This is a genomic window from Streptomyces sp. WMMC940, assembly GCF_027460265.1.
Lineage (GTDB): Bacteria > Actinomycetota > Actinomycetes > Streptomycetales > Streptomycetaceae > Streptomyces.
On record NZ_JAPZBC010000001.1, the window covers coordinates 5851777 to 5878325 of the forward strand.

The following is a 26549-nucleotide window of genomic DNA, read 5'->3' on the forward strand; positions in this document are numbered from 1 at the left end:
CCTAACAAGTGTTTGGTAGGTTAACGTGCCGGTGTGACGGACAACAAGGCTCAGTACGTTCCGGGGCACGCGCTGCTGGCCGGTCGGACCGCCGTCGTCACGGCCGCCGCCGGGGCCGGGATCGGCGGGGCCACCGCCCGGCGGTTCCTGGAGGAGGGCGCGCGGGTCCTCATCTCGGACGTCCACGCCCGACGTCTGAAGGAGACGGAGGAGGCGCTCGCGGAGGAGTTCGGTCCGGACGCGGTCGCCTCCCTGGTCTGCGACGTCACGGACGAGACGCAGGTGCGTGCCCTCCTCGGCGAAGCCGTACGGCTCCACGGCGGTCCCGACGTCGTCGTCAACAACGCGGGCCTCGGCGGGACGGCCGCGCTCGTCGACATGACCGACGCCCAGTGGTCCCGTGTTCTCGACGTCACCCTGAACGGCACGTTCCGGTGCACCCGGGCCGCGCTGCGGGCCTTCCGCGACACCGGCCGCGGGGGAGTCGTCGTCAACAACGCCTCCGTCGTCGGATGGCGGGCCCAGGCCGGGCAGGCCCACTACGCGGCCGCCAAGGCCGGGGTCATGGCCCTCACCCGGTGCGCCGCCGTCGAGGCGGCGGAGTTCGGGGTCCGCGTCAACGCCGTGGCCCCCAGTCTCGCCATGCACCCGCACCTGGTGAAGGTCACCTCCGCCGAACTGCTGGCGGACCTCGCCGCCCGCGAGGCGTTCGGCCGGTACGCCGAGCCCTGGGAGGTCGCCAACGTGATCGTCTTCCTCGCCAGCGGCTACTCCTCGTACATGACCGGCGAGACCGTGTCCGTCAGCTCCCAGCACCCGTAGGGGCGCCGGGATGGACCGGACGACCGCAGGCCCGGGGTGGGACCGGCCGCGCCCGCCACCCGGGCGGGACCGGCCGTCCGCGGGCCGCCCCGAGCCGGACCAGAATGGACATGTGGCCACGACCAAGAAGAAGAACCAGGTGAGCGCCTCGCCCGAGCGGCGCCGCGAACTCCTCGGCACCGCCGCCGAGGTCTTCGCCGCCCACGGCTACAACGCCACCACCGTGCGCAGGATCGCCGACGAGGCGGGAATGCTCGCGGGCAGCCTCTACTACCACTTCGACTCCAAGGAGTCGATCGTCGACGAGATCCTCTCCACCTTCCTCGACGAGCTGTGGGCGGGGTACGACGCCGTCCTCGCCGCCGGGCTCGGGCCGAGGGAGACCATCGAGGCGCTCGTCACCGAGTCCTTCCGGGAGATCGACCGGCACCGCGCGGCCGTCGCCATCTACCAGAAGGAGTCCCGGCACCTCTCCGCCCTGCCCCGCTTCCGCTATCTCGCCGACTCCCAGCAGCGGTTCGAGAAGGCGTGGCTCGGGACGCTGGAGCGCGGGGTCGCCGCGGGCGTCTTCCGGGACGACCTGGACGTCCGGCTCACCTACCGCTTCGTCCGCGACACGGTGTGGGTCGCGGCGTCCTGGTACCGGCCGGGCGGCCACCACGCCCCCGAGGAGATCGCCCGGCAGTACCTGTCGATGGTCCTGGACGGCATCGCCGTACGGGACTGAGCGCCGCACGTCCGCCGACCCTGGAGGAACAGTCATGGCCGAGGCATTCATCGTCGAAGCGGTCCGCACCCCGGTGGGCCGGCGCGGGGGCGGCCTCGCCGCCGTGCACCCCGCCGACCTGGGCGCGCACGTGCTGCGGGCCCTGGTCGACCGCTGCGGGATCGACCCGGTGGCCGTGGACGACGTCGTCTTCGGCTGCCTCGACACGGTCGGCCCGCAGGCGGGCGACATCGCCCGGACGAGCTGGCTGGCCGCCGGGCTGCCGGAGGAGGTGCCCGGCGTGACCGTCGACCGCCAGTGCGGCTCCTCGCAGCAGGCCGTGCACTTCGCCGCGCAGGGTGTGATGTCCGGCACCCAGGACCTCGTCGTCGCCGGCGGTGTGCAGAACATGTCGCAGATCCCCATCGCCTTCGCCTCCCGGCGGGCCGCCGAGCCGCTCGGGCTGACCGAGGGCCCGTTCGCCGGCAGCGAGGGCTGGCGGGCCAGGTACGGCGACGCGCCCGTCGACCAGTTCCACGGCGCCGAACTCATCGCCCGGGAGTGGGGCGTCTCCCGCGGCGACATGGAGGAGTACGCCCTCGGCTCGCACCGGCGGGCCGTGCGCGCGATCGACGAGGGCCGCTTCGCCCGGGAGACCGTCGCCCACGGCGACGTCACCGTGGACGAGGGACCGCGCCGCGACACCACCCTGGAGCGGATGGCCGCCCTGCCGCCCGTGGTCCCGGGCGGCACGATCACCGCCGCCTGCTCCTCCCAGGTGTCGGACGGCGCGGCGGCGATGCTGCTCGCGGGCGAACGCGCCGTACGGGAGCACGGGCTGACCCCCCGCGCCCGCGTGCACCACCTCTCGGTGCGCGGTGAGGACCCGGTCCGGATGCTCTCCGCGCCGATCCCGGCGACGGCGCACGCGCTGGAGAAGACCGGACTGACGATCGACGACATCGACCTCTTCGAGATCAACGAGGCGTTCGCCCCGGTGGCCCTGGCCTGGCTGAAGGAGACGGGCGCCGACCCGGACCGCGTCAACGTCAACGGCGGCGCCATCGCGCTCGGGCACCCCCTGGGTGCCACGGGGGTCCGGCTGATGACCACGCTGCTGCACGAACTGGAGCGCACGGGCGGCCGGTTCGGGCTCCAGACGATGTGCGAGGGCGGCGGCCAGGCGAACGTGACGATCATCGAACGGATGTAGTGCCGGGCACCGGCCGCGGGCTCCGGCGTGCCGATCGCCGCGGCCGGACCGGTCCCCGTTCCCGGGCACACGGGGCGGAACTCGCCGAGCGGGGGGAACGGAGCAGCGGCGAAGCGTGCTACGTTGTAACGGTTGCAGTTTGGTACCCATGAACTTTATGCGCGCCTGACGGGAATGATCCGCAGGCGCTTTATCGTTTTTCCGGCATCTCCGGATGGGGCCCCTACCTATCGGGAGAATGACATGGCCACCGGCACCGTGAAGTGGTTCAACTCGGAAAAGGGCTTCGGCTTCATCGCGCAGGACGGCGGCGGCGCCGACGTCTTCGCCCACTACTCCAACATCGCCACCCAGGGCTTCCGTGAGCTCCAGGAGGGCCAGAAGGTCACCTTCGACGTCACGCAGGGCCCGAAGGGCCCGCAGGCGGAGAACATCGTCCCCGCCTGACCCTCGGGACGCGTACCACGCGGCCGGGGCCCGCACCCTCGCGGTGCGGGCCCCGGCTTGTGCTGTGCTCAGCACCAGGAAGGCAAATCGCATGACTCGTTCCGCACGCCCCGTCCGCAAGCGGCCGGCCGAGCGCACGGCGAAGCGGTCCCCGAAGGGGACCGGCGGTGTCCGCCGTACGGCGGGCCCGCAGGAGTTCACCGTTCCGGAGCCCCGTGTCCCGGCCCTGCCCGCCGTACGGGCCTTCGAGGAGCTGACGGACCTGCCGCCGGCGCTGCTGAAGGCCCTCGCCGCGCAGGGGGTCACGGAGCCGTTCCCGATCCAGGCGGCGACGCTGCCGAACTCGCTCGCCGGCCGTGATCTCCTCGGGCGCGGGCGTACCGGATCCGGCAAGACCCTCGCCTTCGGGCTGGCGCTGCTCGCCCGCACCGCCGGGCGCCGGGCGGAGCCGGGAGCCCCCCTCGGCCTGGTGCTCGTGCCCACCCGGGAGCTGGCACAGCAGGTGACGGACGCCCTCGCCCCCTACGCGACCGCGGTCAACCTGCGTCTGGCGACGGTCGTCGGAGGGCTGTCGATCACCAAGCAGGCCAACCAGCTGCGGCGCGGGGCCGAGGTGCTCGTGGCGACGCCCGGGCGGCTGCAGGACCTCGTCGAGCGAGGCGACTGCCGTCTCGGCGAGGTGGCGGTCACGGTGCTGGACGAGGCCGACCAGATGGCCGACATGGGCTTCCTCCCCCAGGTCACCGTCCTGTTGAAGCAGGTGGATCCCGGCGGGCAGCGCATGCTGTTCTCGGCCACGCTGGACCGGAACATCGACCGGCTGGTACGGGGGTTCCTGAGCGACCCCGTGGTGCACTCGGTCGACCCGTCCGCCGGTGCGGTCACCACCATGGAGCACCACGTCCTCCACGTCGCCGACGAGACCGACAAGAAGGCCGTCACCGTGCGGATAGCGGCGCGCGACGGCCGCGTCATCCTCTTCCTCGACACCAAGCGCTCCGTGGACCGTCTGGTCAAGCGGCTGCTGGCCAGCGGTGTACGGGCGGCCGGCCTGCACGGGGGCCGGAGCCAGCCGCAACGCAACCGCACCCTCGACCAGTTCAAGAACGGCCAGGTCAGCGCACTGGTCGCCACCAACGTCGCCGCCCGCGGCATCCATGTGGACGCTCTGGATCTCGTCGTGAACGTCGATCCGCCGACGGACCACAAGGACTATCTGCACCGGGGCGGCCGCACCGCGCGGGCGGGCGAGTCGGGCAGCGTCGTGACCCTCGTGCTGCCGGACCAGAAGCGGGAGATGACCCGGCTGATGGCGGACGCCGGCATCACTCCGCGCACCGCCGCGGTCAGGTCCGGGGACGAGGAGCTGGCCCGGCTGACCGGAGCCCGTGAACCGTCGGGTGTGGCGGTGACCATCGAGGCGCCCCACGCCCCGCAGCCGGCTGCCGCGAAGTCCCGGCCCAAGCGCAGACGCGCGCAGGGCGGCGGCCGTGCCGGTGGACGTGACGAGGCCCTCCGAGAGGACGCAGGCGCCCGCACCGACGGCGGGCGCAGGACCGGAGCGCGCGCCGAGGCCGGCCGCACGGAGCGCGGATCGGGCGACAGCGGACGTGCCAAGAGCGGCCGCGCCGCCCGGGGCGGCGCCGAGCGCGCCGGGAACGGCCGTGCGGCCCAGGGCGGAGCCGGACGTGACGACGGCGGACGCGCGAGGGGAGGGCGGGCTGCCCAGGGCGGCGCAGGACGCGGCGAAACCGGACGCACCGGTGCCGGACGTGCCGGGGACGGCGCGGGGCAGAACCGCGGACGCACCGCGGGCCGGCCGCCGGGCGGGTCCAGGGGCAGCAGGGCCGCGGCCCGCTGACGCCGTGACCGGGACCGCGAGGGCAGCCGCCCGGCGGTCCCGGCCCGGTCGGGAGCGCGGGCCGCGGCCCGCGGCCGGTACGGACGGTTCAGGCCACGGTACGCAGCTCCCGCAGTACCCCCTCCGCCTCCGCCATCACCCGGGCGACCAACTCCCCGCAGCTCGGCAGGTCCCCGATCACCCCCGCGACCTGGCCGGACGCCATCACACCGAGATCGGTGCGGCCCTCGACCATCGCGGCCCGCAGCAGCATGGGCGTGTTCGCGGCGAGGAGCACCTGGCTCCAGGAGAGGTCCTTGCCGTGCCGCAGCGCGAGGCCGTCGCGGACCATCTCCGGCCAGGACAGCCCGGAGAGCTTCCGGAAGCCCGCCGCCCTGCGCAGCGCGTGCAGCAGGGCGCGGATGCGACCGGAACGTTCCAGGGTCTCGACGAGGTCGGAGCGGAGCATACGGTGCGGCAGGCCGTCGACGGCGGTGGTGACCGTGACGTCCCCGACGGACGCCGCCAGATAACGGGCCTTCACCGCGTCCGGCACCGTCGAGTCGGACGTGAGCAGGAAGCGCGTGCCCATGGCGATGCCCGCGGCCCCGTACGCGAGCGCGGCGACCAGACCGCGCCCGTCGTGGAATCCGCCCGCCGCGACGACCGGGACGTCCACGGCGTCCACCACCTGCGGCAGCAGCACGGTCGTCGCCACGTCCCCGGTGTGCCCGCCGCCCTCGCCGCCCTGCACGATCACGGCGTCGGCGCCCCAGGCCGCGACCTTCTCGGCGTGGCGCCGCGCGCCGACCGACGGGATCACGACCACGCCCGCGTCCTTGAGCTCCGCGATCAGCTCCCGGGACGGGGCCAGCGCGAACGACGCCACCGGTACGCCCTCGTCCACGACGATCCGCACCCGTTCCCGGGCGTCCCCGGCGTCGGCCCGCAGATTGACCCCGAACGGCGCCTGAGTGCGGGCCTTCACCTCGCGGACCGCCTGCCGCAGCCGGGCCGGCGTCATCGTCGCGGAGGCAAGGACGCCCAGGGCGCCGGCGTTCGCGGCCGCCGAGACCAGCCGAGGTCCCGCCACCCAGCCCATGCCGGTCTGGACGATGGGGTGCCGCACTCCGGTGAGCTCGGTGAGCGCCGTCCTCATCGGGCCCCGATCTCACGGTCGCGCCGGCCGTCCGGATCGAGCACCTCGCGGATGAGCCGCAGCTCCTCGGCGGTGGGTTCGCGGGTGCACGGGACGGGGCCGCCGCCGGAGACGGCGAGCGGGAAACCGGTCGCCTCCCGGGCCTCCTCCACGGTCACGCCCGGGTGCAGTGAGCACAGCCGCATCGACCGGTCCCGTGTCTCGAAGTCGAACACGCCCAGATCCGTGACGACACGCGGGATGCGGTGGAAGCGCGCCCCCTCCGCGCGGTCGTACCCGACGCCGCAGACCATGTCGACCTTCTCGACGAAGACCCTGCGCGACTGCCGGGGGACCCAGTAACTGACCCGATTGTTGAGCGTGTTGACCGGCGCTCCGCGCACACCGAGCAGCTGGCGCGCCGGCCGGGCCCAGTCGCCGATGCAGGAGATGTTCTGGTTGCCGTACCGGTCGAGCTGGCTCGCTCCCATCATGACGTGCCGTCTGCCGCCGGTCACCATCGTGAGATGGCGGCGGTACGGGAGCCATCCCTCCACCTCGCCCCCGGGGCCGACGAGCAGCGCCTCGCCGTCGGTGAGCAGCAGATCGGGGGAGAAGGTGTGCCGGGCGAGCCGGGCCCCGAGGGACGGGATCACCCCCATGGGGCTCGCCAGCACCTCCCCGTCGCCGCGCCAGGCCTCGGCGCAGGCGATCACGCAGTACTCGGAGCGGGACGGTGCGGGGACACGGGCCTGGTCGACGCTCACCGCTGCTCCTCGTGCCAGGTCCGCACGGCGGACCGGTAGGCGTGCTCGTCGGGACCGGACAGGAAGCGCTCGGCGAACTCCGGCCACCGCGTGGTCGCGTACAGCCGCTGGAAGGACTCGTCACGGGCGTGGTCGGGGGCGCAGGACGTGAAGTGCGCCCCGTCCGGGGCCTCGACGACCCCCGTGACGCTGTGCCGACCGACCAGCAGGGTCTGCGGGGCGGCTTCCTCGGTCAGCTCGGCCGTCTCCACGAGCCGCTCGCACGAGACGTACGCCTCGTCGGCCGCCTCGCAGAAGAGGTCGTCGAAGTAGGGGTCGGGCCCGAGGTACTGGCCGTTGCCGAGGCGGTCGGCGCGATTGAGGTGGACCAGGGCGGCGTCCAGGCGCAGTGCGGGGACGGCGACGAACTCCTCGCCGTCGTCGTACGGCGAACGGACCGTGCGCAGCTCCGGGTTGACCCGCATGACGTCCGAACCGAGGCCGGCCCGCACGGGCATGAAGGGGAGCCGGTTCGCCGCGGCGTGCAGTCCCCACATGAACATCGCCTCGTCCAGCTCCGTCATCGCGATCGCCCCCGCTTCGCGCGCCGCCCGGAAGTGGGGTTCCAGCGGCACCGAGTCGAGCGTCGCGAACGGCGCGACGAGCCTGCGGACCCGCCCCGCCGCACAGAGCATCCCCACGTCCGGGCCGCCGTAGGAGACGACGGTCAGACCGGTGACCCCGGACCGCAGCAGCGCCCGTACCAGGGCCATCGGCTTGCGGCGCGAGCCCCAGCCGCCGATGCCGAGGGTCATGCCGCTGCGCAGCCGTCCCGCGACGTCGTCGGCGGTCATCGTCTTGTCCGCCACGGGTCACGCCTCCTTGCCGAAGGCGTCCCGGACGCGGCCCGCGGTCCCGGCGAGGTCCGCCTCGAAGGTGAAGCCCTGCTCGTACCGGTAGCTGCGGTGCACGTCCACGGGGTCGATACCGTTGATGGCGGCCTTGGCCAACCGGATCAGACGGCCGTCCTTGGCGGCGATCTCGCGCGCCAGCCCCAGGGCAGCGGCCCGGAGCCCCTCGCGGGGGACGACCCGCCAGACCGACCCGTGGGCGTGCAGCTCGGCGGCCGTCACGGTGCGGGAGGTGTAGTAGAGGGTGCGCATCAGGTGCTGGGGGACGAGCCGGGAGAGGTGCGTGGCCGCCCCGAGCGCGCCCCGGTCCAGCTCCGGCAGCCCGAAGACGGCGTCCTCGGAGGCCACGGCGGCGTCGGCGTTCCCGACGAGCCCGATCCCGCCTCCCAGGCAGAAACCGTGCACGGCGGCGACGACGGGGACCTCGCACTCGTAGACGGCCCCGAAGGCCTCGTGGCAGCCCCGGTTGGCGCCGATCAGGGCATCGTGCCCGGCGTCGCGCTGCAACTCCTTGATGTCGACGCCGGCGTTGAAGCCGCGGCCCTCGGCGGCCAGGACCACACAGCGGACCTCCGGGTCCCGGCCGGCGCCGCGCACGGCGTCGGCGAGTGCGTACCAGCCGTGGACGGGGAGGGCGTTGACGGGCGGGAAGTCGACCGTCACGAGGCGAACGCCCTTCTCCGGGCTTGCGGTGGAGACACCCATCAGCGGATCAGCTACCTTTCCACCAAACGTTTGTTAGGTGACTGCTCGTCAGAAAGGTAGCAGCCGATGGAGCTGGACGGGAGGGTCGCGGTCGTCACCGGCGGAACGCGCGGTGTCGGCGCGGGCATCGCGAGGGCGTTCCTGGCGGCCGGGGCGGACGTCGTCGTCTGCGCCCGCAGGCCACCCGGCGCACCCGTCGTCTCCGCCGGCCGCACGGCCCGGTTCCAGCCCGTCGACCTGCGGGACCCGGCGGCCGTCGAGGACTTCTTCGCCGGGATCGCACGCCACCACGGCCGGCTCGACGTCCTGGTCAACAACGCGGGCGGGGCGCCGTACCGGCCGCTGGACGACGGCGGCCCGGCGCGGCACGCGCGGGTGCTGGAACTGAACCTGGTGGCACCGCTGACGGCCTCGCTCGCGGCCCACCCGCTGCTGCGCGCCGTGCGCGGGTGCGTCGTGATGGTCGGCAGCGTGAGCGCGACCCGGCCGTCGCCAGGGACGGCCGCCTACGGAGCCGCCAAGGCGGGGCTGGAGAGCCTCGCCCGGTCCATGGCGGTGGAGTGGGCGCCGGACGTGCGGGTGAACACCGTCGTGCCCGGAATGGTCCGCACCGAGCTGTCCCATCTCCACTACGGCGACGAGCGCGGGGTCGCGGCGGTGGGCCGGACCGTACCGCTGGGCCGGCTCGCCGAGCCGGACGAGATCGGGGACGCGGCGGTGTTCCTCGCGTCCCCACGCGCGGACTACATCACCGGGGCCTCCCTGCTGGTCCACGGGGGAGGGGAGCGCCCCGCGTTCCTCGGCGCGGCGACGGTCAACGGGGGCGGGCCGGGCGGCGGGGCCGCGACGGCCGGTGGGGCAGTGGATGACGGCGACGGGGCCGGGGCGGACCGCGACCGGTCAGGGGCGGACGGCGAAGGGCCCGGGGCGGACGGCGCCGTGGGCGGGGCGGCCGGCGTCCCCGCGAGGGCCGCCGACGACAAGGAGGGCTGAGATGAACGCAGTTGCCGGGATCTGCCGCGGTCGGGTCGTGGCCGTGACGGGTGCGGGCCGGGGACTGGGGCGCGCACACGCGCTGGCGTTCGCGGCGGAGGGCGCGCGGGTCGTGGTCAACGACCTGGGCGTCGGGCCGGACGGCACGCCAGGCGGGGACAGCCCGGCCGGCCGGGTCGTCGAGGAGATCCGCGCGCGGGGCGGAGAGGCGGTGCCCCACTCGGGCGACGTGGCCTCGGCCGAGGGCGCCGCCACGCTGGTGGCGACGGCGCTCGACTCCTTCGGGCGGCTCGACACGCTCGTCAACAACGCCGGGTTCCTGCGCGACCGGATGCTGGTCAACCTCGACGAGGACGACTGGGACGCCGTGGTGCGGGTCCATCTGAAGGGCCACTTCCTGCCCCTGAAGCACGCGGCGGCGCACTGGCGGGCCGAGGCCCGGGCGGGGCGCGAGCCGGCGGCCCGCGTCGTCCACACCTCCAGCGGAGCCGGCCTGCTGGGCTCGGTCGGCCAGGGCGGCTACAGCGCGGCCAAGGCCGGCATCGTGGGCCTGACCCTCGTCGCGGCGGCGGAACTGTCGCGATACGGCGTCCAGGTCAACGCCATCGCCCCGGCCGCACGGACGCGCATGACGGAGCGCACCTTCGCCGAGACGATGGCGGCGCCCGAGGACCCCGGGGCCTTCGACGCGATGGCGCCGGAGAACGTCTCGCCGCTGGTGGTGTGGCTGGGCTCGATGTCGTCGGCGGGCGTGACCGGCCGGGTCTTCGAGGCGGAGGCGGGCCGCATCACGGTCATGGAGGGCTGGCGGCGGGGTCCCACGGCCGACCGCGGGGGCCGCTGGACCCCGGCGGAGGCCGGGGAGACCGCACTGAGACTCCTCGCGGAGGGAACGCCGCCGCAACCGGTGTACGGGGCGAGGTAGCCGGCCCCGGCGGCCCGCCCGGCGGACCCGGGTGCCGGGTCCGTGATGTCGGGGCGCGGTCAGGGCGCCGGCGAGTGCTCCCGGAGCGTCGCCGGTGGCCGGTGGCCGGGGGCGTCGCGGCCGTGGCCCGGGGCCGGTGTTGGAGGCGTGAGGCCGCAGGTCGGGGCCGCCCGGGTGCGGTGTGCCGGTGGGGGGCGGCGTGTCGTGGTGAGGCGGCTCGGCGTCCGTCGCGGCCTTGGGTGCGGTGGTGGTGCGGGGTCGCGGTGGCGGGTTCCCCGGGGGCGTCGGGGCCGTGGCCCGGGGCCGGTGTTGGAGGCGTGAGGCCGCAGGTCGGGGCCGCCCGGGTGCGGTGTGCCGGTGGGGGGCGGCGTGTCGTGGTGAGGCGGCTCGGCGTCCGTCGCGGCTTTGGGTGCGGTGGTGGTGCGGGGTCGCGGTGGCGGGTTTCCCGGGGGCGTCGCGGCCGTGGCCGGGTCACGGTACCGCCGGGCCCGGTCGGCGGTCGCGCGGCCGGCACCGCCGGGCCCGGCACGGGAGGCGTCGCTCGGGATCGGGCCAGGACCGCCTGTCACCGGCGCCCGCCCGTCACCGCGATCTGGGTACCGTCGCCTCCAGGAGCCGTCGCACCCCTTCGTCCTCCACGTACTCCACCGCCTGGTCCGCCGTGGAGTACGCGTATCCGTCCGGGTCCTCGGTCTCCAGGATGCGGGCCAACGCCCCGGCGGCCCTGGCGTCCTGACGCATCGCCAGCCCGCGTGCCGCCTCCGCCTCGATGTCGGGCACGGAGTCTTCGAGGCGGGCGGCGAGGGCGTCCCGGATCGCGGGGGTGTCCTCCTCGACGTCGGCCAGCACCGTCGTCGCCCAGTCCCTGACCCCGTCGTCCGGGTCCCGGGTGAGCGCGACGACCGCCTCGACCCCGTCCGCGCGGTCCGCCGGCAGCAGCCCGTGCAGCGCCACGGCCACCCCGAAGCGCACCTCGGGATCCGGGTGCCCGGCGTGCCGGAGGATCTCGGTCACCCCGGCCGGGTCGGCCTGCTGCCCGAGCGCCGCCACCGCCGCCCGGATCACCTCGGGGTCGCGGGCCTCCCGCGACAGCTCCCGCAGCAGCGGCACGGCCCTCGCCGGCATCCCGTCGTCCGCGAGCCCCGCCAGTACGTCGGCCGCGAACATCTGCCGCAGCGGGTCCTCCGTCCCGCACCACGCGGTCGCCGCGCGGAAGGTGTCCTCGTCGCCGCGGCGCTGGAGGACCGCCACGGCCTCGGTCCAGTCGTCCTGGTCCGGGTCCCCGCCGCGCAGGGCGCGCTCGGCCAGGGTGCCGGCCGGGGTGCGCAGTCCCAGCTCCTCCTCGAGGAGCGTCGCCACGGCCGCGTGCCCGGTCTGCTGCTCGGCACCCGTGACCCCGCCCCCGTCGTGGTGCAGCTCGACCACGACGGTGACCCCGCCGTCCTCCTCCACCCGGTGCGCGAGAGCCCCCACGAAGGTCGCGCAGTCGTCCCCGTGCTCCTCGCGGTGCCGATCGGCCAGGGTCCGGCGCAGCTCGTCCTCGATGTCGACACCGAGCCAGCGCCGGGCCTCCGTGAGCGCGTCCTCCTTCGCCGCCGCGCCGTGCCGCAGCAGAGCCCGGACGCTCGAGGGCGAGCCGCGCCGGACGGCCGTGACCAGCGGGGGTTCCTCGCCGGGGCCCGGCAGGTCCGGGTCCGCCCCGTTCGCGAGCAGTAGTTCCACGGCCTCGGCACGGCCCTGGCGGCAGGCCCAGGTCAGGGCGCGGACGCCGCCGTCCCCCTCTTGGAGGTCGGGGCGGGCCCCCGCCGCCAGCAGCGCCCGCATCACCTCGGTGCGGCCCCACACGGCGGCCCCGCACAGCGGCAGCTCCGCCCCGTCGGCACCGCTCGCCCGGTTCGGGTCGGCGCCCGCCGCCAGCAGCAGGCGCACCATGACCGGCCGGTCCTGGGCCGTCGCCACGTACAGGGCGGTCTGCCCGTCCTCGTCCGTGGCCTCGGCCGGCGCCCCGGCCCGCAGCGCCCGCACCACCGCGTCGTCGTCGCCCCCGTACAGCCCCTCGAAGAGATCTTCGGCCGGATCGAGCGCTTCGGCCGGATCCAGGACCGGTCTGCCGGTGTCCTCGGTCTCCTTGGTGCCCATACCAGAACCCTACGGAAGCTCCCTCAGGTGTCGCATTCGAGAATCGTCCGGCACAGCCCGCACCGCGCCCGTACCCGGCCCCGCACCGGCACCCGGATCCGCTGGTGGCAGGTGGGGCAGGGGAACGACACGCGCAGCCCGCCGCCCGGCGCGTACTCGAAGGCGTACGGCGAGCCGTGCCCCGGCCGGCCCGGTCCCGGATGGTCCACGGCGTACCGCCGGTCCTTGGCGTAGCGGCGCCGACCGTTCCATCCGGCCGCCGAGAGCGGGGGCTGCCGGCCGTCGCGCAGCGCCCGGTCCCGGCCCCTGGTGTACGCGGTGTACCCCTGCGGGCTGGTGAACCAGACCGACGGGTCCTCGTCGAAGACCAGTGCGCGTTTGGCGAGCACGTAACCGAATTCCTCAGGGGTCAGATAGCCCAGTTTCTGGCTGGATACCTCGTCCTCGCGGTAGGCGTCGAGCAGCAGCCAGCCCGCCCCGAGATAGGTCGTCACCGTGTCGGTGAGGATCTCGTTGTCCCGGGTCCCGTGGAACTCCAGCCCGAGCCGGTGCAGCAGCACGTGCGTGATCTCGTGCGCGAGGGCCGCCCCGATGTCGCGGCGGTGGCGGCGGAACCGGTCGTTCAGTTCGATGAAGTACTCGGGGCCCGCCGTGAGTTCCACGCTCGCGGCGTGGTGCATCTCGCGGAAGCTCACGATCATCCGGGCCTCCGGCAGCCGCAGCTGACGGACCAGCGCACGGGCCACCCGCTGGGCCCCGAGATGGAGGTCGTCGCCGTCGGCGAAGGCGACGTCGGCCGGCGGGACGCTGCTCGCGTAGGCGCGTACCCCGTCGTACGAGAGCCGCTTGTGCAGCGCCGTGATCGCCGCCCGCACCGTGTCGAGGTGCGGGAAGCCGTGTACGACCTCGCTGCCGTTCGCCACGCCCGAACCCCCTGTGGGTGCTGTCCGAGGCCGGTCCACCACCGGCCGGGAGGACGGCCGGACCCTCCCGACTCTACGGCGCGCGACGGCCTCCCGACGGTTGCCCGCGGTGCCGTCGAGAGCTCTCGTCTGGCTCAAAAGCGCTTCTTGTGGGGCCCATGTGACGCTCCCCATAATCCGAACACGCTTTGACGGGCTCATGTCACTACCCATGGCGCGGGTCCGCCTGAGCGCACGCGTCAACCCCCCACGAAAGAAGGCAGACCTTGAACAAGTTCGTTCGCGCCCTCAAGAGATGCGCGGTCGTCGGTGCCGTCGTCGTCGCGGCCGTCAGCCTCCAGCCCGCCTCCGCCTCCGCCGCCCCTCCGCCCGTCGTCGGCGGAACCCGCGCCGCCCAGGGCGAGTTCCCCTTCATGGTCCGGCTCTCCATGGGCTGCGGCGGCTCCCTGCTCACCCAGCAGATCGTCCTCACCGCCGCCCACTGCGTCGGATCCTCCGGCAACAACACCAGCATCACCGCCACCGCCGGTGTCGTGGACCTCCGCAGCTCCAGCGCCATCAAGGTCCGGTCCACCAAGGTCCTCCGGGCCCCCGGCTACAACGGCGACGGCAAGGACTGGGCGCTGATCAAGCTCGCCCAGCCGATCAACCTGCCGACGCTGAAGATCGCCGAGTCGGCCGCGTACAACAACGGCACCTTCACCGTCGCCGGCTGGGGTGCGGCCCGTGAGGGCGGCGCACAGCAGCGCTACCTGCTCAAGGCACAGGTCCCCTTCGTCTCCGACGCCTCCTGCCGGCAGTCCTACCCGAGTCTGATCACCGACGAGGAGATCTGCGCGGGCTTCACCCAGGGCGGCGTCGACACCTGCCAGGGCGACTCCGGCGGCCCCATGTTCCGCCGCGACAACGCCGGCGCCTGGATCCAGGTCGGCATCGTCAGCTGGGGCCAGGGCTGCGCCAGGCCCAACTACCCCGGTGTCTACACCGAGGTCTCCACCTTCGCCTCCGCGATCAAGTCCGCCGCGGCGACGTTGTGACCCGGCCGGGCGCCCCTCGCGCCTTACCGGCCGCGCGCTGATCTGAGAGCGCGGCGGGGAAGCCGTCGCCGTCGCCACCGGCGTAGGTCCTCCCCGCCGCGTTCCAGCTCCGCCACCCGCGCCCCAAGGCCCGGCCCCCGTCCCGCCGGGCGTGACGACCCCGCCCGCTTCTCCCGGCCGTTCACCCACCGTGCCGGCACCGCTCCGATCCGCTTCCGCGAACGGCAGGGCCGGAGCGCCCCCGGCCTCCACCGCGGCCGCGTCCCGGATCCCGAACACCCCCCGACCATCACCCCCCGGCCGACGTAAGCTCCCACCCCATGACCACCAGCGAGACGAGCGGCACCGACGACTCCGTCCTGGCCGAGCTCACCAGGCTGCGCGAAAGCATCGACAACATCGACGCGGCCGTCGTCCACATGCTCGCCGAGCGCTTCAAATGCACCCAGCAGGTCGGCCACCTCAAGGCCGAACACGATCTCCCGCCCGCCGACCCGGCCCGCGAGGCCCGCCAGATCGCCCGGCTGCGCAGGCTCGCCGAAAGCGCCAAGCTCGACCCCGGTTTCGCCGAGAAACTCCTGAACTTCATCATCGCCGAGGTCATCCGCCACCACGAGCAGATCGCCGACACCCCCGGCGCCGCCACCGGCAAAGGCTGATCAACACACATACCCCGTGTACGGGACCGGGGCCATCGGGCAGCATGGCCCCCATGCCCGTACTCACGCATGACGAAGCGCAGACCCGAGCCCAGCTCCTGGACGTCCGCCGTTACTCGGTCGAACTCGACCTCACCACCGGCGAGACCTTCGCGTCACGCACCGTCATCGGGTTCAACGCCCGCGCCGCCGGCGACACCTTCGTCGAGCTCAAGCCCGCGACCCTGCGCTCGGCGACCCTCGACGGACAGCACCTCGACCCGGAGAAGCTGCTCGACAACCGGCTCCCGCTCACCGGACTCGCCGAGGGAGAGCACGAGTTGCGCATCGACGCCACCATGCACTACTCCCGCACGGGCGAGGGCATGCACCGCTTCACCGACCCCGCCGACGGCGAGACGTACGTCTACACCCAGCTCTTCCTCGACGACGTGCAGCGCGTCTTCGCCGCCTTCGACCAGCCCGACCTCAAGGCGGTCTTCGAACTGTCGGTGACCGCCCCCGAGGGCTGGACCGTCCTCGCCAACGGCGTCACCACCGACCACGGCGACGGCCGCTGGACCGCCGCCCCCACGCCCCGCATCTCCACCTACCTCGTCGCCGTCGCCGCCGGCCCCTGGCACTCCGTACGCACCGAGCACCGGGGCCTGCCCTTCGGCATCCACTGCCGCCGCTCCCTCGCCCCCCACCTGGACGAGGACGCCGACGAGATCCTCGACATCACGCGCCAGTGCTACGACCGCTACCACGAGAAGTTCGAGGAGCCCTACCCGTTCGACTCCTACGACCAGGCCTTCGTACCCGAGTTCAACGCCGGCGCCATGGAGAACCCCGGACTCGTCACCTTCCGCGACGAGTTCGTCTACCGCTCCGCCGTCACCGACACCGAACGCCAGACCCGCGCCATGGTCATCGCCCACGAGATGGCCCACATGTGGTTCGGGGACCTCGTCACCCTCCGCTGGTGGGACGACATCTGGCTGAACGAGTCCTTCGCCGAGTACATGGGCTACCAGACCCTCACCGAGGCCACCCGCTTCACCGACACCTGGACCGACTTCGCCATCGGCCGCAAGTCCTGGGGGTACGACGCCGACCAGCGCCCCTCCACCCACCCCGTCGCCCCCGACCCGGACAAGGTCCCCGACACCGCCTCCGCGCTGCTCAACTTCGACGGCATCTCCTACGCCAAGGGCGCCTCCGCGCTCCGCCAGCTCGTCGCCTGGCTCGGCGAGAAGGACTTCCTCACCGGGATCAACATCCACTTCGCGCGCCACCGCTTCGGCAACGCCACCCTCGCCGACTTCATCGACTCCCTCGCCGAGGCCACCGACCGCGACGTGCACACCTGGGCCGCCGCCTGGCTGCGCACCACCGGCGTCGACACCCTCACGCCGCGGATCACCGCGGGCACCGGCACCTGGCGCCTCGACATCGACCAGGACGGAAGCAGGCCGCACCGCATCGCCGTCGGCGCCTACGACCGCGACCCTGTCGACGACCGCGCGCTCGTCCTGCGCGAACGCTTCGAGACCGACGTCCCCCAGGGCGAGAACAGCACCGTCCGCACCGGCCGCCGCCCCGACCTCGTCGTGCTCAACGACGGCGACCTCACCTACGCCAAGATCCGCCTCGACTCCGCGTCCGAGGAACCGGCTCTGCGCGGCCTCTCCGGCATTCCCGACGCACTCACCCGCGCCGTCGTCTGGAACAGCCTCCGCGACATGGTCCGCGACGGCCGGCTCGAACCCGCCGCATACCTGGAGACCGCCCGCGCCCACCTCCCGCACGAGCGCGATCTCGCCGTCGTCCAGGGCGTCCTCGCGTTCGCCCGGGCCCAGATCGCCGACCGCTACCTCACGCCCGGGGACCGCCCCGCCGCGCTCTCCCTGCTCACCGGCCTCACCCGCGACCTCATCCGCCGCACCGAGGACGGCAGCCACCCGGACCTCCGCCTCACCGCCGTACGCCACTTCATCGACGCCGCCGCGCACCCCAACGGACTCCACGACTGGCTCGCCGACGGCAGCGTGCCCGGCGGCCCCGCCCTCGACGCCGAGTTGCGCTGGCGCGTCCTCGGCCGACTCGCCGTCCTCGGCGCCACCGACGAGGCCGAGATCGCGGCGGAACTCGACCGCGACCCCAGCGCCACCGGGCAGGAGGGCGCGGCCCGCTGCCGTGCCGCACTGCCCACCCCGGAGGCGAAGGCGGCCGCCTGGTCCCGGCTGTTCGACACCGACGACCTGTCCAACTACGTCTTCGCCGCGACCGCGCAGGGCTTCTGGCAGCCCGAACAGGCCGAACTCGTCAGCGAGTACGTGCCGCGCTTCTTCCCCGCGGCCGTCGCCCTCGCGGACCGGCGCGGGCCCGCGATCGCGGAAGCGGCCGGGCGCTACGCCTTCCCCCTCCACGCCGTGGACGCGCAGACGTTGCGCCTCGGCGAGGAGTGCCTGAGTGACGCGACGATGATCCCGCTGCTCCGGCGCAAGCTGATGGACCAACTGGACGACCTGCGCCGGGCACTGGGGGTGCGCGGGTATGGCGCGTAGGGCGGGCGCGCCGGGGGCGCGCGGCGCGTGGAGGTGCGCGCCGCGACGCCTGCGGGCGGGAACCGCCCCGGTGGCGTGAGGCCCCCCGCTACGGGCTGCCCCGTGACGCAGCGCCTCCCGCCCACCCTGGGCCGGGGCTCCTCGCACCGGCCCCGCGAACGGCGGGGCCGCCGCGGGGGAACCGCCCCGCACCGGCCCTCGCGCGGAAACCGCACCCGACCGCGACTTCGCCCACGGGAACCGTCCGTGACGGCCTGCCCGGTCCCGCCCGGTCCCGCTCCCGCCTTGCGCGGCAGCCGTCCCGCACGGCCCGTGCGCGCCGTGCGTGAACCGTCCCGTCCCGGGAGCGTGAGCCCCGCCCCGCACCGGCCCTCGCGCGGAAACCGCAGCCGACCGCGACTTCGCCGCACGGGAACCGTCCGTGACGGCCTGCCCGGTCCCGCCCGGTCCCGCTCCCGCCTTGCGCGGCAGCCGTCCCGCACGGCCCGTGCGCGCCGTGCGTGAACCGTCCCGCACCCCGGCGCCGCGCACCGAACCGTCGCACGACGAGCGCGGGTTCGGGCGGGCGCAAGGCGCGGCACCAACGTCCCACAGCAGAAGAGGCGTACCACTTTCGGGTTCTGATCGTTGAGCTCTGAGGGCAGCCCACCCCGACCCCGTACACCCTGGCGGGAGGCCCGTCCGCGCCCCGCAGGGCCAACGCCGCCGTCCCCTAAGGACCCCGCATGACGACGCCGCCGCGCCTGACGTCGAGCCCCGGCCCCGGTGGCGGGATCCCGCCGCTCGCCGGCGGGACCGAAGGACCCGACGCGCTGCGGCCCCTCCTCGGCGTGGTGCTGGACGCGCTTCGCGCGGGCGCCGTCGCGCGCAACGGGCCGCTGCCCCCCGGCGGGCCCGAACCCCTGGGCAGGGCCGTGGCGGAGACCGTCGCCCCCGTGATCCCCGACCACGGCCGCGGTGCCGAGGAAGCGCTCCGCAGCATCGTCGAGGCCGTCGCCTACGGCGCCGCCGACCCCGCCGACCCCCGCTGCGCCGCCCATCTCCACACCTCGCCCCTCGCGCTCGCCGTCGCCGCCGACCTGGCCGCGTCCGCGCTCAACCCGTCCCTGGACTCCTGGGACCAGGCGCCGGCCGCCTCCGCGCTGGAGACCGAGGTGACCCGCGCCCTCGCCGCCGAGGTGTACCCGCGGGCCGCGCGCCCCGACGCCCTCGTCACCACCGGAGGCACCGAGGCCAACCAACTCGCCGTCCTCCTCGCCCGCGAGCACCACGGACCGGTCCGGATCGTCTGCGGCGCCGGCACCCACCACTCGGTGCGCCGCTCCGCCTGGCTCCTCGGGCTCCCCGAGCCCGTCACCGTCCCCGCCCCGGGCGGCACCACCGACCTCGCCGCCCTCGACGCCGCCCTCACCGCCCTGCCCGAAGGCCCCGTGCTCGTCGCGGCCACCGCGGGCACCACCGACGCCGGACTCGTCGACCCGCTCCCCGCCATCGCCGACCTCTGCGCACACCACGGCGCCGAACTGCACGTCGACGCGGCCTACGGCGGTCCGCTGCTGTTCAGCCCCCGCCGACGGGACCTGCTGTGCGGCCTCGACCGCGCCCACTCCGTCACGTTCGACCTCCACAAACTGGGCTGGCAGCCGGTCGCCGCCGGAATCCTCGCCGTCCCCGACGGCACCCGGCTCGCCCCGCTCGCCCACACCGCCGACTACCTCAACCCGGACGACGACACCGAGGCCGGCCTGCCCGACCTCCTCGGCCGCTCGCTGCGGACCACCCGCCGGCCCGACATCCTCAAGATCGCGGTCACCCTCCGGGCCCTCGGCCGCGACGGCCTCGCGGACCTCGTCGACCGCACCTGCGCCGCCGCCCGGGAATGCGCCGACCTGATCGAGAAGCACCCGGCCCTGGAACTCCACCGCCGGCCCGTGCTGACCACGGTCCTCTTCCGGCCCCGCGGTGCGAGCGACGCCGCCGTAGCAGCGCTCCGCCGCAGGCTGCTGCACGACGGCCGCGCCGTCCTCGGCCGCGCCCGCGCGGACGGCAGGCTCTGGCTCAAGGCCACCCTGCTCAACCCCCACACCACCGCGCACGACCTCGACACCCTCATCGCACTCGTGGAAGGCAGCAGCACCCGATGACCGGCACGTCCGCCCCCGGCGCCCCCCAGCCCCACCGGCCCCACGATCTCGTGGGCATCGGCATCGGGCCCTTCAACCTCTCCCTCGCCGCCCTCGCCCACGGGCTACGGGCCGGGGACGCCGCGGGCGGTCTCACCGCCGCCTTCTACGACCAGCGCCCCGCGTTCCAGTGGCACGCCGGACTGCTCATCGACGGCAGTACCCTCCAGGTGCCGTTCCTCGCCGACCTCGTCACCCTCGCCGACCCCGCCAGCCCCTGGTCGTTCCTCCGCTACCTCAAGGACCGCGAGCGGCTCTTCCCCTTCTACTTCGCCGAGCGGTTCCACATCGAGCGCGCCGAGTACGACGCCTACTGCCGCTGGGTCAGCGACCGGCTGCCCGGCCTCCACTTCGGACACCAGGTCGACGCCGTCCGCTGGAATCCGGAACGCTCCCTGTTCGAGGTCGACTTCACCCAGCTCGACCCGCACGGGGGAGCCGAGTCACTGGGCCGCGCCCACGCCCGCCACATCGCCGTCGGTATCGGCACCGAGCCGCACGTCCCCGAACCGCTGCAACCCCTCGTCGACGCCCCCGGCGTCCGCGTGATCCACTCCGCCGACTACCTCGAGCACCGCGAACACCTCCTCGCCGCAGGGCACATCACCGTCATCGGCTCCGGCCAGTCCGGCGCCGAGGTCTTCCTCGACGTGCTGCGCGCCCGCCCCGCCGGTGCCGAGCGGGTCCACTGGCTGGCCCGCACCGAGGCGTTCGCCCCCATGGAGTACTCCAAGCTCGGCCTGGAGCACTTCACGCCCGACTACACCCGCTACTTCCACGCCCTGCCGGAGACCGTGCGGGACGACCTCGTTCCCCGGCAGTGGCAGCTCCACAAGGGCATCGACACCGGCACCATCGCCGCCATCCACGACGAGCTGTACCGGCGCGCCCTGCACACCGGCTGGCCCGACGCCGTCCTCACCCCGGGCGTACGCGTCCGCACCGCCGGCCGGGTCGCCACCACCAAGGTCGAACTCCACCTGGAACACGTCCAGCAGGGCAGCCGCTCCCGGCTCACCACCGACGCCGTCGTCCTCGCGACCGGCTACCGCGAGCGCCCCCTCGACCGGATCCTCGTCGGACTCGACCCGTACATGCGGCGCGACGCCTCCGGCAGGCCCCGCATCGACGAGCACTTCCGGCTGGTGCTCGACCCGGCGGTCGGCGGCTCCGTGTACGTGCAGAACGCGGAGCGCCACACCCACGGCGTGGGCGCACCCGACCTCGGACTGGCCGCCTGGCGCAGCGCGACCATCCTGAACTCCCTCACCGGCAAGGAGCCGTACCCGCTGCCCCGCCGCACCGCCTTCACCAGCTTCGGCCTCGAACGGCGCGAGGCGCCCGGCATTCCCGGCCAGGCGCCCCGTCCCGCACCGCTCCAGGCACGGCACCGGGTCCGCTAGGCAGTGTCGCGAAGGTCCGTCCTGGCCCGCGGCGTCCGGCACGCACTCCCGCGCAGCCCTTCGGGCACGGTAGCTGCCCCACGCCGCGTTGTCGGGGTCATCCGAGTACGTCCGGTACGAGGACGATCCTCCGCCTTGCGGTCCTTCCCCTCGGCCCGGAGGGCCGGGGGAGACCTCATGCACGGGACACCGCGGGCCCCGCCCTGCGGGCGCGGGCGGAGCTGCTTCCGTCACACGCCCCAGGGGCCGTGCCGGACGTTCCCGGCCGGACGGGACAACACCACCTAGAAGACCGGAACACCGTCCCGGGTCAGCTTCCAGCCCACCGACGCGAACGCCGCCGGGTCCACGGTGCCCTTCGCCTGCACCCACTGGATGATCGTGTTGCGGATCTCGTCCGAGTTCGACCACACCTGCCGGGCGCCGGCGACGTGAGGGAACGCGCCGCCGCCGCCGGCCCGGTAGTTGTTCACCGCCAGGACGAACTGCGCCGCCGGGTCCAGGGCCTCGCCCTCGAACGACAGGTTCACGATCCGCGACCCCGCCGGCTTCGCGATGTCGATCTCGTACGTCAGACCCGATACGGCGTCGTAGTTGTAGTCCGGAACGCCGTCGGCGTTCGTCAGCTTCGCCGTGTCCACCGGGGCCCCCGCCGGTGTCCGTACGTAGTACCGCGCCGAGTACTCCAGATAGTCCTTCAGCTGGGCACCGGTCATCAGCCGTGCCTCCAGCGTGTTCTCGAACGGGTACAGGCCGGCCGCGTCCCTGATCGTCACCCGCCCGGCCGGGATCGCCGCCGTGCGCGAGAAGCACGACGCCTGCGACAGCACCGGCAGCGCCGCCCACTGCCCGCCCGCCAGCGCCGACTTCACCGTCTCCGTCTGCACCTGGTTGATCAGGTCGATGATCGGCTCGTCCTTCCACGGCGCCTCCGCCGAGGCCATCGCCGCCGTCGAGGTCCCGATGACCTGGTTGACGTAAGCGACGACCTTCTCGTGCTCGTCCCCCAGCAGCCTCGTGATCCGCGGGTCCTCCGGGACCGTGTTGGAGTTCAGGACCTGTGCCCCCACCTTCACCACCGTCCACCTGCCCCGCTCCCACACGAGGTCGAAGTCGAACAGGGTCAGCCGCTGGCCCCACTTCAGCGGCTCGGACAGCACGACCGGCCTGCCCGTCTCCTCGTTGGTGACCGTGTACTCGGCGATCTCGGTGTGCGCGTGCCCCACCAGGATCGCGTCGATCCCCGGGACCTGCTCGGCGACCAGCGCCGCCGCGTTCTCGACGTACGGCAGCTGGTCACCGTACGAGGAGGTGCCGCTGGACCCGGAGTGCGCCGACACGATCACCACGTCGGCACCCATCGAGCGCAGCTTCGGCACCCACTTCGCCGCCTGCTCCTCCAGGCCGGGGAACACCATCCTCCCGCTGACGTTGGCCTTGTCCCAGATCGCGATGCCCGGGTTCGTCAGCCCCAGCACCGCCACCCGCACATCACGCCCGTGCGGCGTGCGCAGCCGGTGCATGCTGTACGGCGGGAACGCGGGCCGCAGCGTCCTCGCGTCCAGGGCGTTGGCGCCGAGCAGCGGGAAGTCGCACTGCTCCTGGAACGCCCGCAGCACCGGGATGCCGTAGTTGAACTCGTGGTTGCCGAGCGCGGCGGCGTCGTAGCCGATGGCGTTCATCGCCTGCGCCATGGGGTGCACCGGACCGCGACGCGCGGTGATCGGGTCGACCTTGGCGTAGTAGTACGACAGCTGGGTGCCCTGGATCGTGTCACCGGCGTCGACGAGGAGCGTGTTGCACCGCCCCTTCTCCCGGCGCACCTGCTCGACCAGGGTGGAGATCTTCGCCAGGCCGACGTCGTTGTGGGCCTTGTCGTCGAACTCCCGGTCGGTGAAGTAGTCCCAGTTGAAGACGTTCCCGTGCAGGTCGGTCGTGCCCATCACGGTGAACGAGTACCGCTTCTCCCGCCCGTGACGGCCGTGGGCCGCGGCGGGGACGGCAGCGCCGCCCGCGATGGCGGCCCCGGCGCCTGCGGCGGCCGAACGGCCCAGGAACGTCCTGCGATTGAGCGGCATGTGGTCTCCCCTGTCCTCCATGGCACTACGCGCGTGGAACAACGCGCGTAGAGTCTGGCGCAGGGCCGCCCCGTGCGAAAGTGCCGGAGACCGATCAGCGAGGGAGCCCACATGAACAGCGACATGCCGACACCCGTCCCCGCGCCCTACGGCACCCCCGAGACGCCCAGAGTCGCGGTACGCGGTGAGGCCCGGCTGGAGATCGATCCCGAGATCGCCACGATCGGCGTCACCGTCAGCGCACGCGGCACGGACCGGCGTAGCGCCCTCGACGACCTGACCCGCCGCAACGGACAGGTCCTCGAACTCGTCAGGTCCTACGGCGACGCCGTCGAGAGGCTCGAGACCGGCGTGTTCTCCATCAGCCCGGAACCGGCCCGGCACGGTCGAGGCGAACGCGTCCGCGCCTACCACGGCCGTGTCCGTCTCACCGCCGTCCTCGCCGACTTCACCGCACTCGGCGAACTCACCACCCGCCTCGCCGACCTCGACCTCACCCGCGTCGACGGCCCCTGGTGGGCCCTGCGTCCCGACTCCCCGGCCCACGGCGAGGCCCGTCGCCAGGCCGTCCTCGGAGCCGTACAGCGGGCCCGCGAGTACGCCGCCGCGCTCGGGGCCCGCCTGGCCGCGCTGGTCGAACTCGCCGACCTCGGCGCAGAGGCCCCGGCCCCCCAGGGAGGACCCCCGGCGACCGGAGTGCTGCGCTCCGCCGCCTTCGCCGGCGCCGCCCACGAAGGAGCGCCGGCCCTCGATCTCGAACCCCAGCGGCAGACGGTGTACGCCCAGGTCAATGCACGCTTCACCATGACGCCCCCGGAACTCTGACAGCGCCGCGGCCACCCGAATGCTCAGAAGAGCACCCCCATGCACAATTCAATACTTGTCAATAAGGCTTCATGGAAAGGTTGTTGAGTAGTCACGCACAGCCAATTCTCTACCGGCGGGTAAGACATAGGCTCGAACCATGCGCCGAGCAAAGATCGTCTGCACACTTGGGCCCTCCACCGACTCGTACGAGCAGATCAAGGCACTCGTGGACGCCGGAATGGACGTCGCCCGCCTCAACCTCAGCCACGGCACCTACGTCGATCACGAGGAGCGGTACCGCCACGTCCGCAAGGCCTCCGACGAAACCGGCCGCAGCGTCGGCGTCCTCGCCGACCTTCAAGGCCCGAAGATCCGCCTTGGACGTTTCCGCGAAGGACCCGTACTCCTTGAACGCGGTGACGAATTCACCATCACCGTCGAACCCGTCGAGGGAGACCGCGACATCTGCGGCACCACCTACGTCGGCCTCGCCTCCGACGTCACCCCCGGAGAGCGCATCCTCGTCGACGACGGCCGCGTCTCGCTCGAGGTCACCGCGGTCGACGGCCCCCGCGTCCGCACCACCGTCGTCGAAGGCGGCGTGATCTCCGACCACAAGGGACTCAACCTCCCGGGAGTCGCCGTGTCCGTCCCCGCCCTCTCCGACAAGGACGTCGACGACCTCCGCTGGGCCATCAGAACCGGCGCCGACGTCATCGCCCTCTCCTTCGTCCGCAGCGGACGCGACATCGAGGACGTCCACCGCGTCATGGACGAGGAAGGCCGCCGCCTTCCCGTCATCGCGAAGATCGAGAAGCCCCAGGCCGTCGACGACATCGACGACATCGTCGCCGCCTTCGACGGCATCATGGTCGCCCGCGGAGACCTCGGCGTCGAAATGCCCCTGGAACAGGTACCCCTCGTCCAGAAGCGCGCGATCAAGCTCGCCCGGCGCAACGCCAAGCCCGTCATCGTCGCCACCCAGATGCTCGACTCGATGATCGACAACTCCCGGCCCACCCGCGCCGAGGCCTCCGACGTCGCCAACGCCGTCATCGACGGCACCGACGCCGTCATGCTCTCCGGCGAGACCAGCGTCGGCAAACACCCCGTCGAAACCGTCCGCACCATGAGCCGCATCGTCGAAGCCGCCGAGCAGGAGATCCTCGCCCAGGGCCTTCCCCCGCTCACCGAACGCAACAAGCCCCGCACCCAGGGCGGTTCCGTCGCCCGCGCCGCCGCCGAGATCGGCGACTTCCTCGGCGCCAAGTTCCTCGTCGCCTTCACACAGTCCGGCGACACCGTCCGGCGCCTCTCCCGCTACCGCTCGCCCATCCCCCTCCTCGCCTTCACCCCCGACCCGGCCACCCGCTCCCAGCTCAACCTCACCTGGGGCGTCGAGACCTTCCTCGGCCCCCGTGTCGACTCCACCGACGCCATGGTCGCCCAGGTCGACGAGGAACTCCTCCGCATCGGCCGCTGCGAGCGCGGCGACACCGTCGTCATCACCGCCGGCTCCCCACCCGGCGTCGCCGGCTCCACCAACCTCGTACGCGTCCACCACATCGGCGAGGACGACACCCCACGCCCCTGACACCGGCCGCGCCGGGGCGACGGCGTGTTTGTGCGGACAGGTCCTGGGCAGTCGGCCCCACAAGAGGCCCCGACACAAAGGGCCCCCGCCGACAACGGATGCATGCGGAGGTCCGGATGTCCACAGGAACACTCATCGCCGTCATCGTCTTGATCGTCGCCGTCCTGCTCCTGATCGCGGTGGGCGCATGGCTGGTCACCCGCCGGCGCCACCTCCGGGAACGCTTCGGCCCCGAGTACGACCGAACCGTCGAGTCCGGTGACAGCAGGCACGCCGCCGAGCGCGAACTGCGCTCCAGGGAGCAACGGCACCGCGACCTCGACATCCGGGAGCTGCCCCCGGAGGCCAGGGACCGCTACTCGACGGAATGGACCGGAGTACAGGAACGCTTCGTCGACGACCCCTCCCGCTGCGTCGACGACGCCGACCGGCTCGTCACCCGGCTCATGAGCGACCGCGGCTACCCCACGGAAGGCTACGAGCAGCAACTCAGGGACCTCTCCGTCGAACACGGCAACACCCTGGAGCACTACCGGGCCGCCCATGACGTCGGTCTGCGCAACAGGGAGGGCCGGGCGACCACCGAGGAACTGCGCGGAGCGATGGTGCACTACCGCGCCCTCTTCCAGGAACTGCTCGGCGACGACCCCCGCACGAGCCCGGATCCGGCCACCGACACCCGACGACGTCACGACGCCGCCTGACCCCGCGCGACGTACGAGGTGAGTTGA

Annotated in this window: 22 protein-coding genes and 1 pseudogene; 16 read left to right on the forward strand and 7 right to left on the reverse strand. The window is 73.5% G+C overall.

The features are described from left to right. The first annotated feature begins 33 nt into the window (after positions 1-33). The 5 genes from O7595_RS25760 to O7595_RS25780 all read left to right on the forward strand — a co-directional run bounded on the left by O7595_RS25760 (position 34) and on the right by O7595_RS25780 (position 5049). On the forward strand, positions 34-822 hold the full coding sequence (locus tag O7595_RS25760; RefSeq protein WP_269730989.1) for an SDR family oxidoreductase: 789 nt from the start codon (positions 34-36) through the stop codon (positions 820-822). A gap of 112 nt (positions 823-934) precedes the next feature. Beyond that, positions 935-1549, forward strand: a complete 615-nt coding sequence (locus O7595_RS25765) for a TetR/AcrR family transcriptional regulator (RefSeq protein ID WP_269730990.1) — start codon at positions 935-937, stop codon at positions 1547-1549. Positions 1550-1583: 34 nt separating this feature from the next. Further along, entirely contained in the window at positions 1584-2741 is a 1158-nt protein-coding gene (locus tag O7595_RS25770) for an acetyl-CoA C-acetyltransferase (protein ID WP_269730991.1), read from the forward strand. 243 nt (positions 2742-2984) lie between these two features. Beyond that, a complete protein-coding gene (locus O7595_RS25775; RefSeq protein ID WP_017947512.1) occupies positions 2985-3188 on the forward strand; it encodes a cold-shock protein in 204 nt (67 codons plus the stop codon). A gap of 91 nt (positions 3189-3279) precedes the next feature. Beyond that, positions 3280-5049 (forward strand): DEAD/DEAH box helicase, encoded by a 1770-nt coding sequence (locus O7595_RS25780; protein WP_269730993.1) that lies wholly within the window; start codon positions 3280-3282, stop codon positions 5047-5049. An 88-nt stretch (positions 5050-5137) separates the two neighbouring features. Here O7595_RS25780 and O7595_RS25785 read toward each other — a convergent pair whose 3' ends face one another. The 4 genes from O7595_RS25785 to O7595_RS25800 are packed head-to-tail and all read right to left on the reverse strand — an operon-like array spanning position 5138 to position 8528. Next, complete coding sequence (locus O7595_RS25785) at positions 5138-6187, reverse strand: NAD(P)H-dependent flavin oxidoreductase (RefSeq protein WP_269730994.1); 1050 nt, start codon at positions 6185-6187, stop codon at positions 5138-5140. After that, entirely contained in the window at positions 6184-6933 is a 750-nt protein-coding gene (locus O7595_RS25790; RefSeq protein ID WP_269730995.1) for a CoA-transferase subunit beta, read from the reverse strand. The genes O7595_RS25785 and O7595_RS25790 overlap by 4 nt, the downstream gene beginning before the upstream one ends. Further along, complete coding sequence (locus tag O7595_RS25795) at positions 6930-7781, reverse strand: CoA transferase subunit A (protein WP_269730996.1); 852 nt, start codon at positions 7779-7781, stop codon at positions 6930-6932. The genes O7595_RS25790 and O7595_RS25795 overlap by 4 nt, the downstream gene beginning before the upstream one ends. A gap of 3 nt (positions 7782-7784) precedes the next feature. Further along, positions 7785-8528 (reverse strand): enoyl-CoA hydratase family protein, encoded by a 744-nt coding sequence (locus O7595_RS25800; RefSeq protein ID WP_269730997.1) that lies wholly within the window; start codon positions 8526-8528, stop codon positions 7785-7787. 66 nt (positions 8529-8594) lie between these two features. Here O7595_RS25800 and O7595_RS25805 point away from each other — a divergent pair, with 66 nt between their 5' ends. Together O7595_RS25805 and O7595_RS25810 are read left to right on the forward strand one after the other, a co-directional pair. Beyond that, positions 8595-9521, forward strand: coding sequence for an SDR family oxidoreductase (locus O7595_RS25805; protein ID WP_269730998.1), 927 nt, complete (start codon positions 8595-8597; stop codon positions 9519-9521). Position 9522: 1 nt separating this feature from the next. After that, positions 9523-10446, forward strand: coding sequence for an SDR family oxidoreductase (locus O7595_RS25810; protein WP_269730999.1), 924 nt, complete (start codon positions 9523-9525; stop codon positions 10444-10446). A 582-nt stretch (positions 10447-11028) separates the two neighbouring features. On the opposite strand, the gene O7595_RS25815 is transcribed toward O7595_RS25810, so the two are convergent. Then, positions 11029-12585: a HEAT repeat domain-containing protein gene (locus O7595_RS25815; protein ID WP_269731000.1), complete on the reverse strand. Its 1557-nt coding sequence runs from the start codon at positions 12583-12585 to the stop codon at positions 11029-11031. A 23-nt stretch (positions 12586-12608) separates the two neighbouring features. Next, positions 12609-13508, reverse strand: coding sequence for a hypothetical protein (locus tag O7595_RS25820; RefSeq protein WP_269731001.1), 900 nt, complete (start codon positions 13506-13508; stop codon positions 12609-12611). Between the two features lie 266 nt (positions 13509-13774). On the opposite strand from O7595_RS25820, the gene O7595_RS25825 reads away from it, so the two are divergent. The 6 genes and pseudogenes from O7595_RS25825 to O7595_RS25850 all read left to right on the forward strand — a co-directional run bounded on the left by O7595_RS25825 (position 13775) and on the right by O7595_RS25850 (position 21339). Further along, positions 13775-14545 (forward strand): S1 family peptidase, encoded by a 771-nt coding sequence (locus tag O7595_RS25825; RefSeq protein WP_269731002.1) that lies wholly within the window; start codon positions 13775-13777, stop codon positions 14543-14545. A 138-nt stretch (positions 14546-14683) separates the two neighbouring features. Next, positions 14684-14854 (forward strand): annotated as a pseudogene (locus tag O7595_RS25830) (AraC family transcriptional regulator); the annotation flags it as partial. Between the two features lie 11 nt (positions 14855-14865). Further along, on the forward strand, positions 14866-15204 hold the full coding sequence (locus O7595_RS25835; RefSeq protein WP_138055910.1) for a chorismate mutase: 339 nt from the start codon (positions 14866-14868) through the stop codon (positions 15202-15204). A gap of 44 nt (positions 15205-15248) precedes the next feature. Beyond that, entirely contained in the window at positions 15249-17753 is a 2505-nt protein-coding gene (gene pepN / locus O7595_RS25840) for an aminopeptidase N (RefSeq protein ID WP_269731003.1), read from the forward strand. Positions 17754-18478: 725 nt separating this feature from the next. Continuing rightward, a complete protein-coding gene (locus O7595_RS25845; RefSeq protein WP_269731004.1) occupies positions 18479-19897 on the forward strand; it encodes a pyridoxal phosphate-dependent decarboxylase family protein in 1419 nt (472 codons plus the stop codon). Then, entirely contained in the window at positions 19894-21339 is a 1446-nt protein-coding gene (locus tag O7595_RS25850) for a lysine N(6)-hydroxylase/L-ornithine N(5)-oxygenase family protein (protein ID WP_269731005.1), read from the forward strand. Before O7595_RS25845 ends, O7595_RS25850 begins: the two co-directional genes overlap by 4 nt. Before the next feature lie 284 nt (positions 21340-21623). Here O7595_RS25850 and O7595_RS25855 read toward each other — a convergent pair whose 3' ends face one another. After that, positions 21624-23417 carry a bifunctional metallophosphatase/5'-nucleotidase gene (locus O7595_RS25855; RefSeq protein ID WP_269731006.1) on the reverse strand — a complete coding sequence of 598 codons (1794 nt, stop codon included), beginning with the start codon at positions 23415-23417 and terminating at the stop codon, positions 21624-21626. A gap of 111 nt (positions 23418-23528) precedes the next feature. Between O7595_RS25855 and O7595_RS25860 the strand changes: the two genes are divergently transcribed. The 3 genes from O7595_RS25860 to O7595_RS25870 all read left to right on the forward strand — a co-directional run bounded on the left by O7595_RS25860 (position 23529) and on the right by O7595_RS25870 (position 26522). Then, positions 23529-24242 carry an SIMPL domain-containing protein gene (locus O7595_RS25860; RefSeq protein ID WP_269731007.1) on the forward strand — a complete coding sequence of 238 codons (714 nt, stop codon included), beginning with the start codon at positions 23529-23531 and terminating at the stop codon, positions 24240-24242. Between the two features lie 139 nt (positions 24243-24381). Beyond that, complete coding sequence (pyk, locus tag O7595_RS25865; protein WP_269731008.1) at positions 24382-25818, forward strand: pyruvate kinase; 1437 nt, start codon at positions 24382-24384, stop codon at positions 25816-25818. A 116-nt stretch (positions 25819-25934) separates the two neighbouring features. Next, positions 25935-26522 carry a transmembrane domain-containing protein gene (locus tag O7595_RS25870; protein ID WP_269731009.1) on the forward strand — a complete coding sequence of 196 codons (588 nt, stop codon included), beginning with the start codon at positions 25935-25937 and terminating at the stop codon, positions 26520-26522. Positions 26523-26549: the final 27 nt, after the last annotated feature.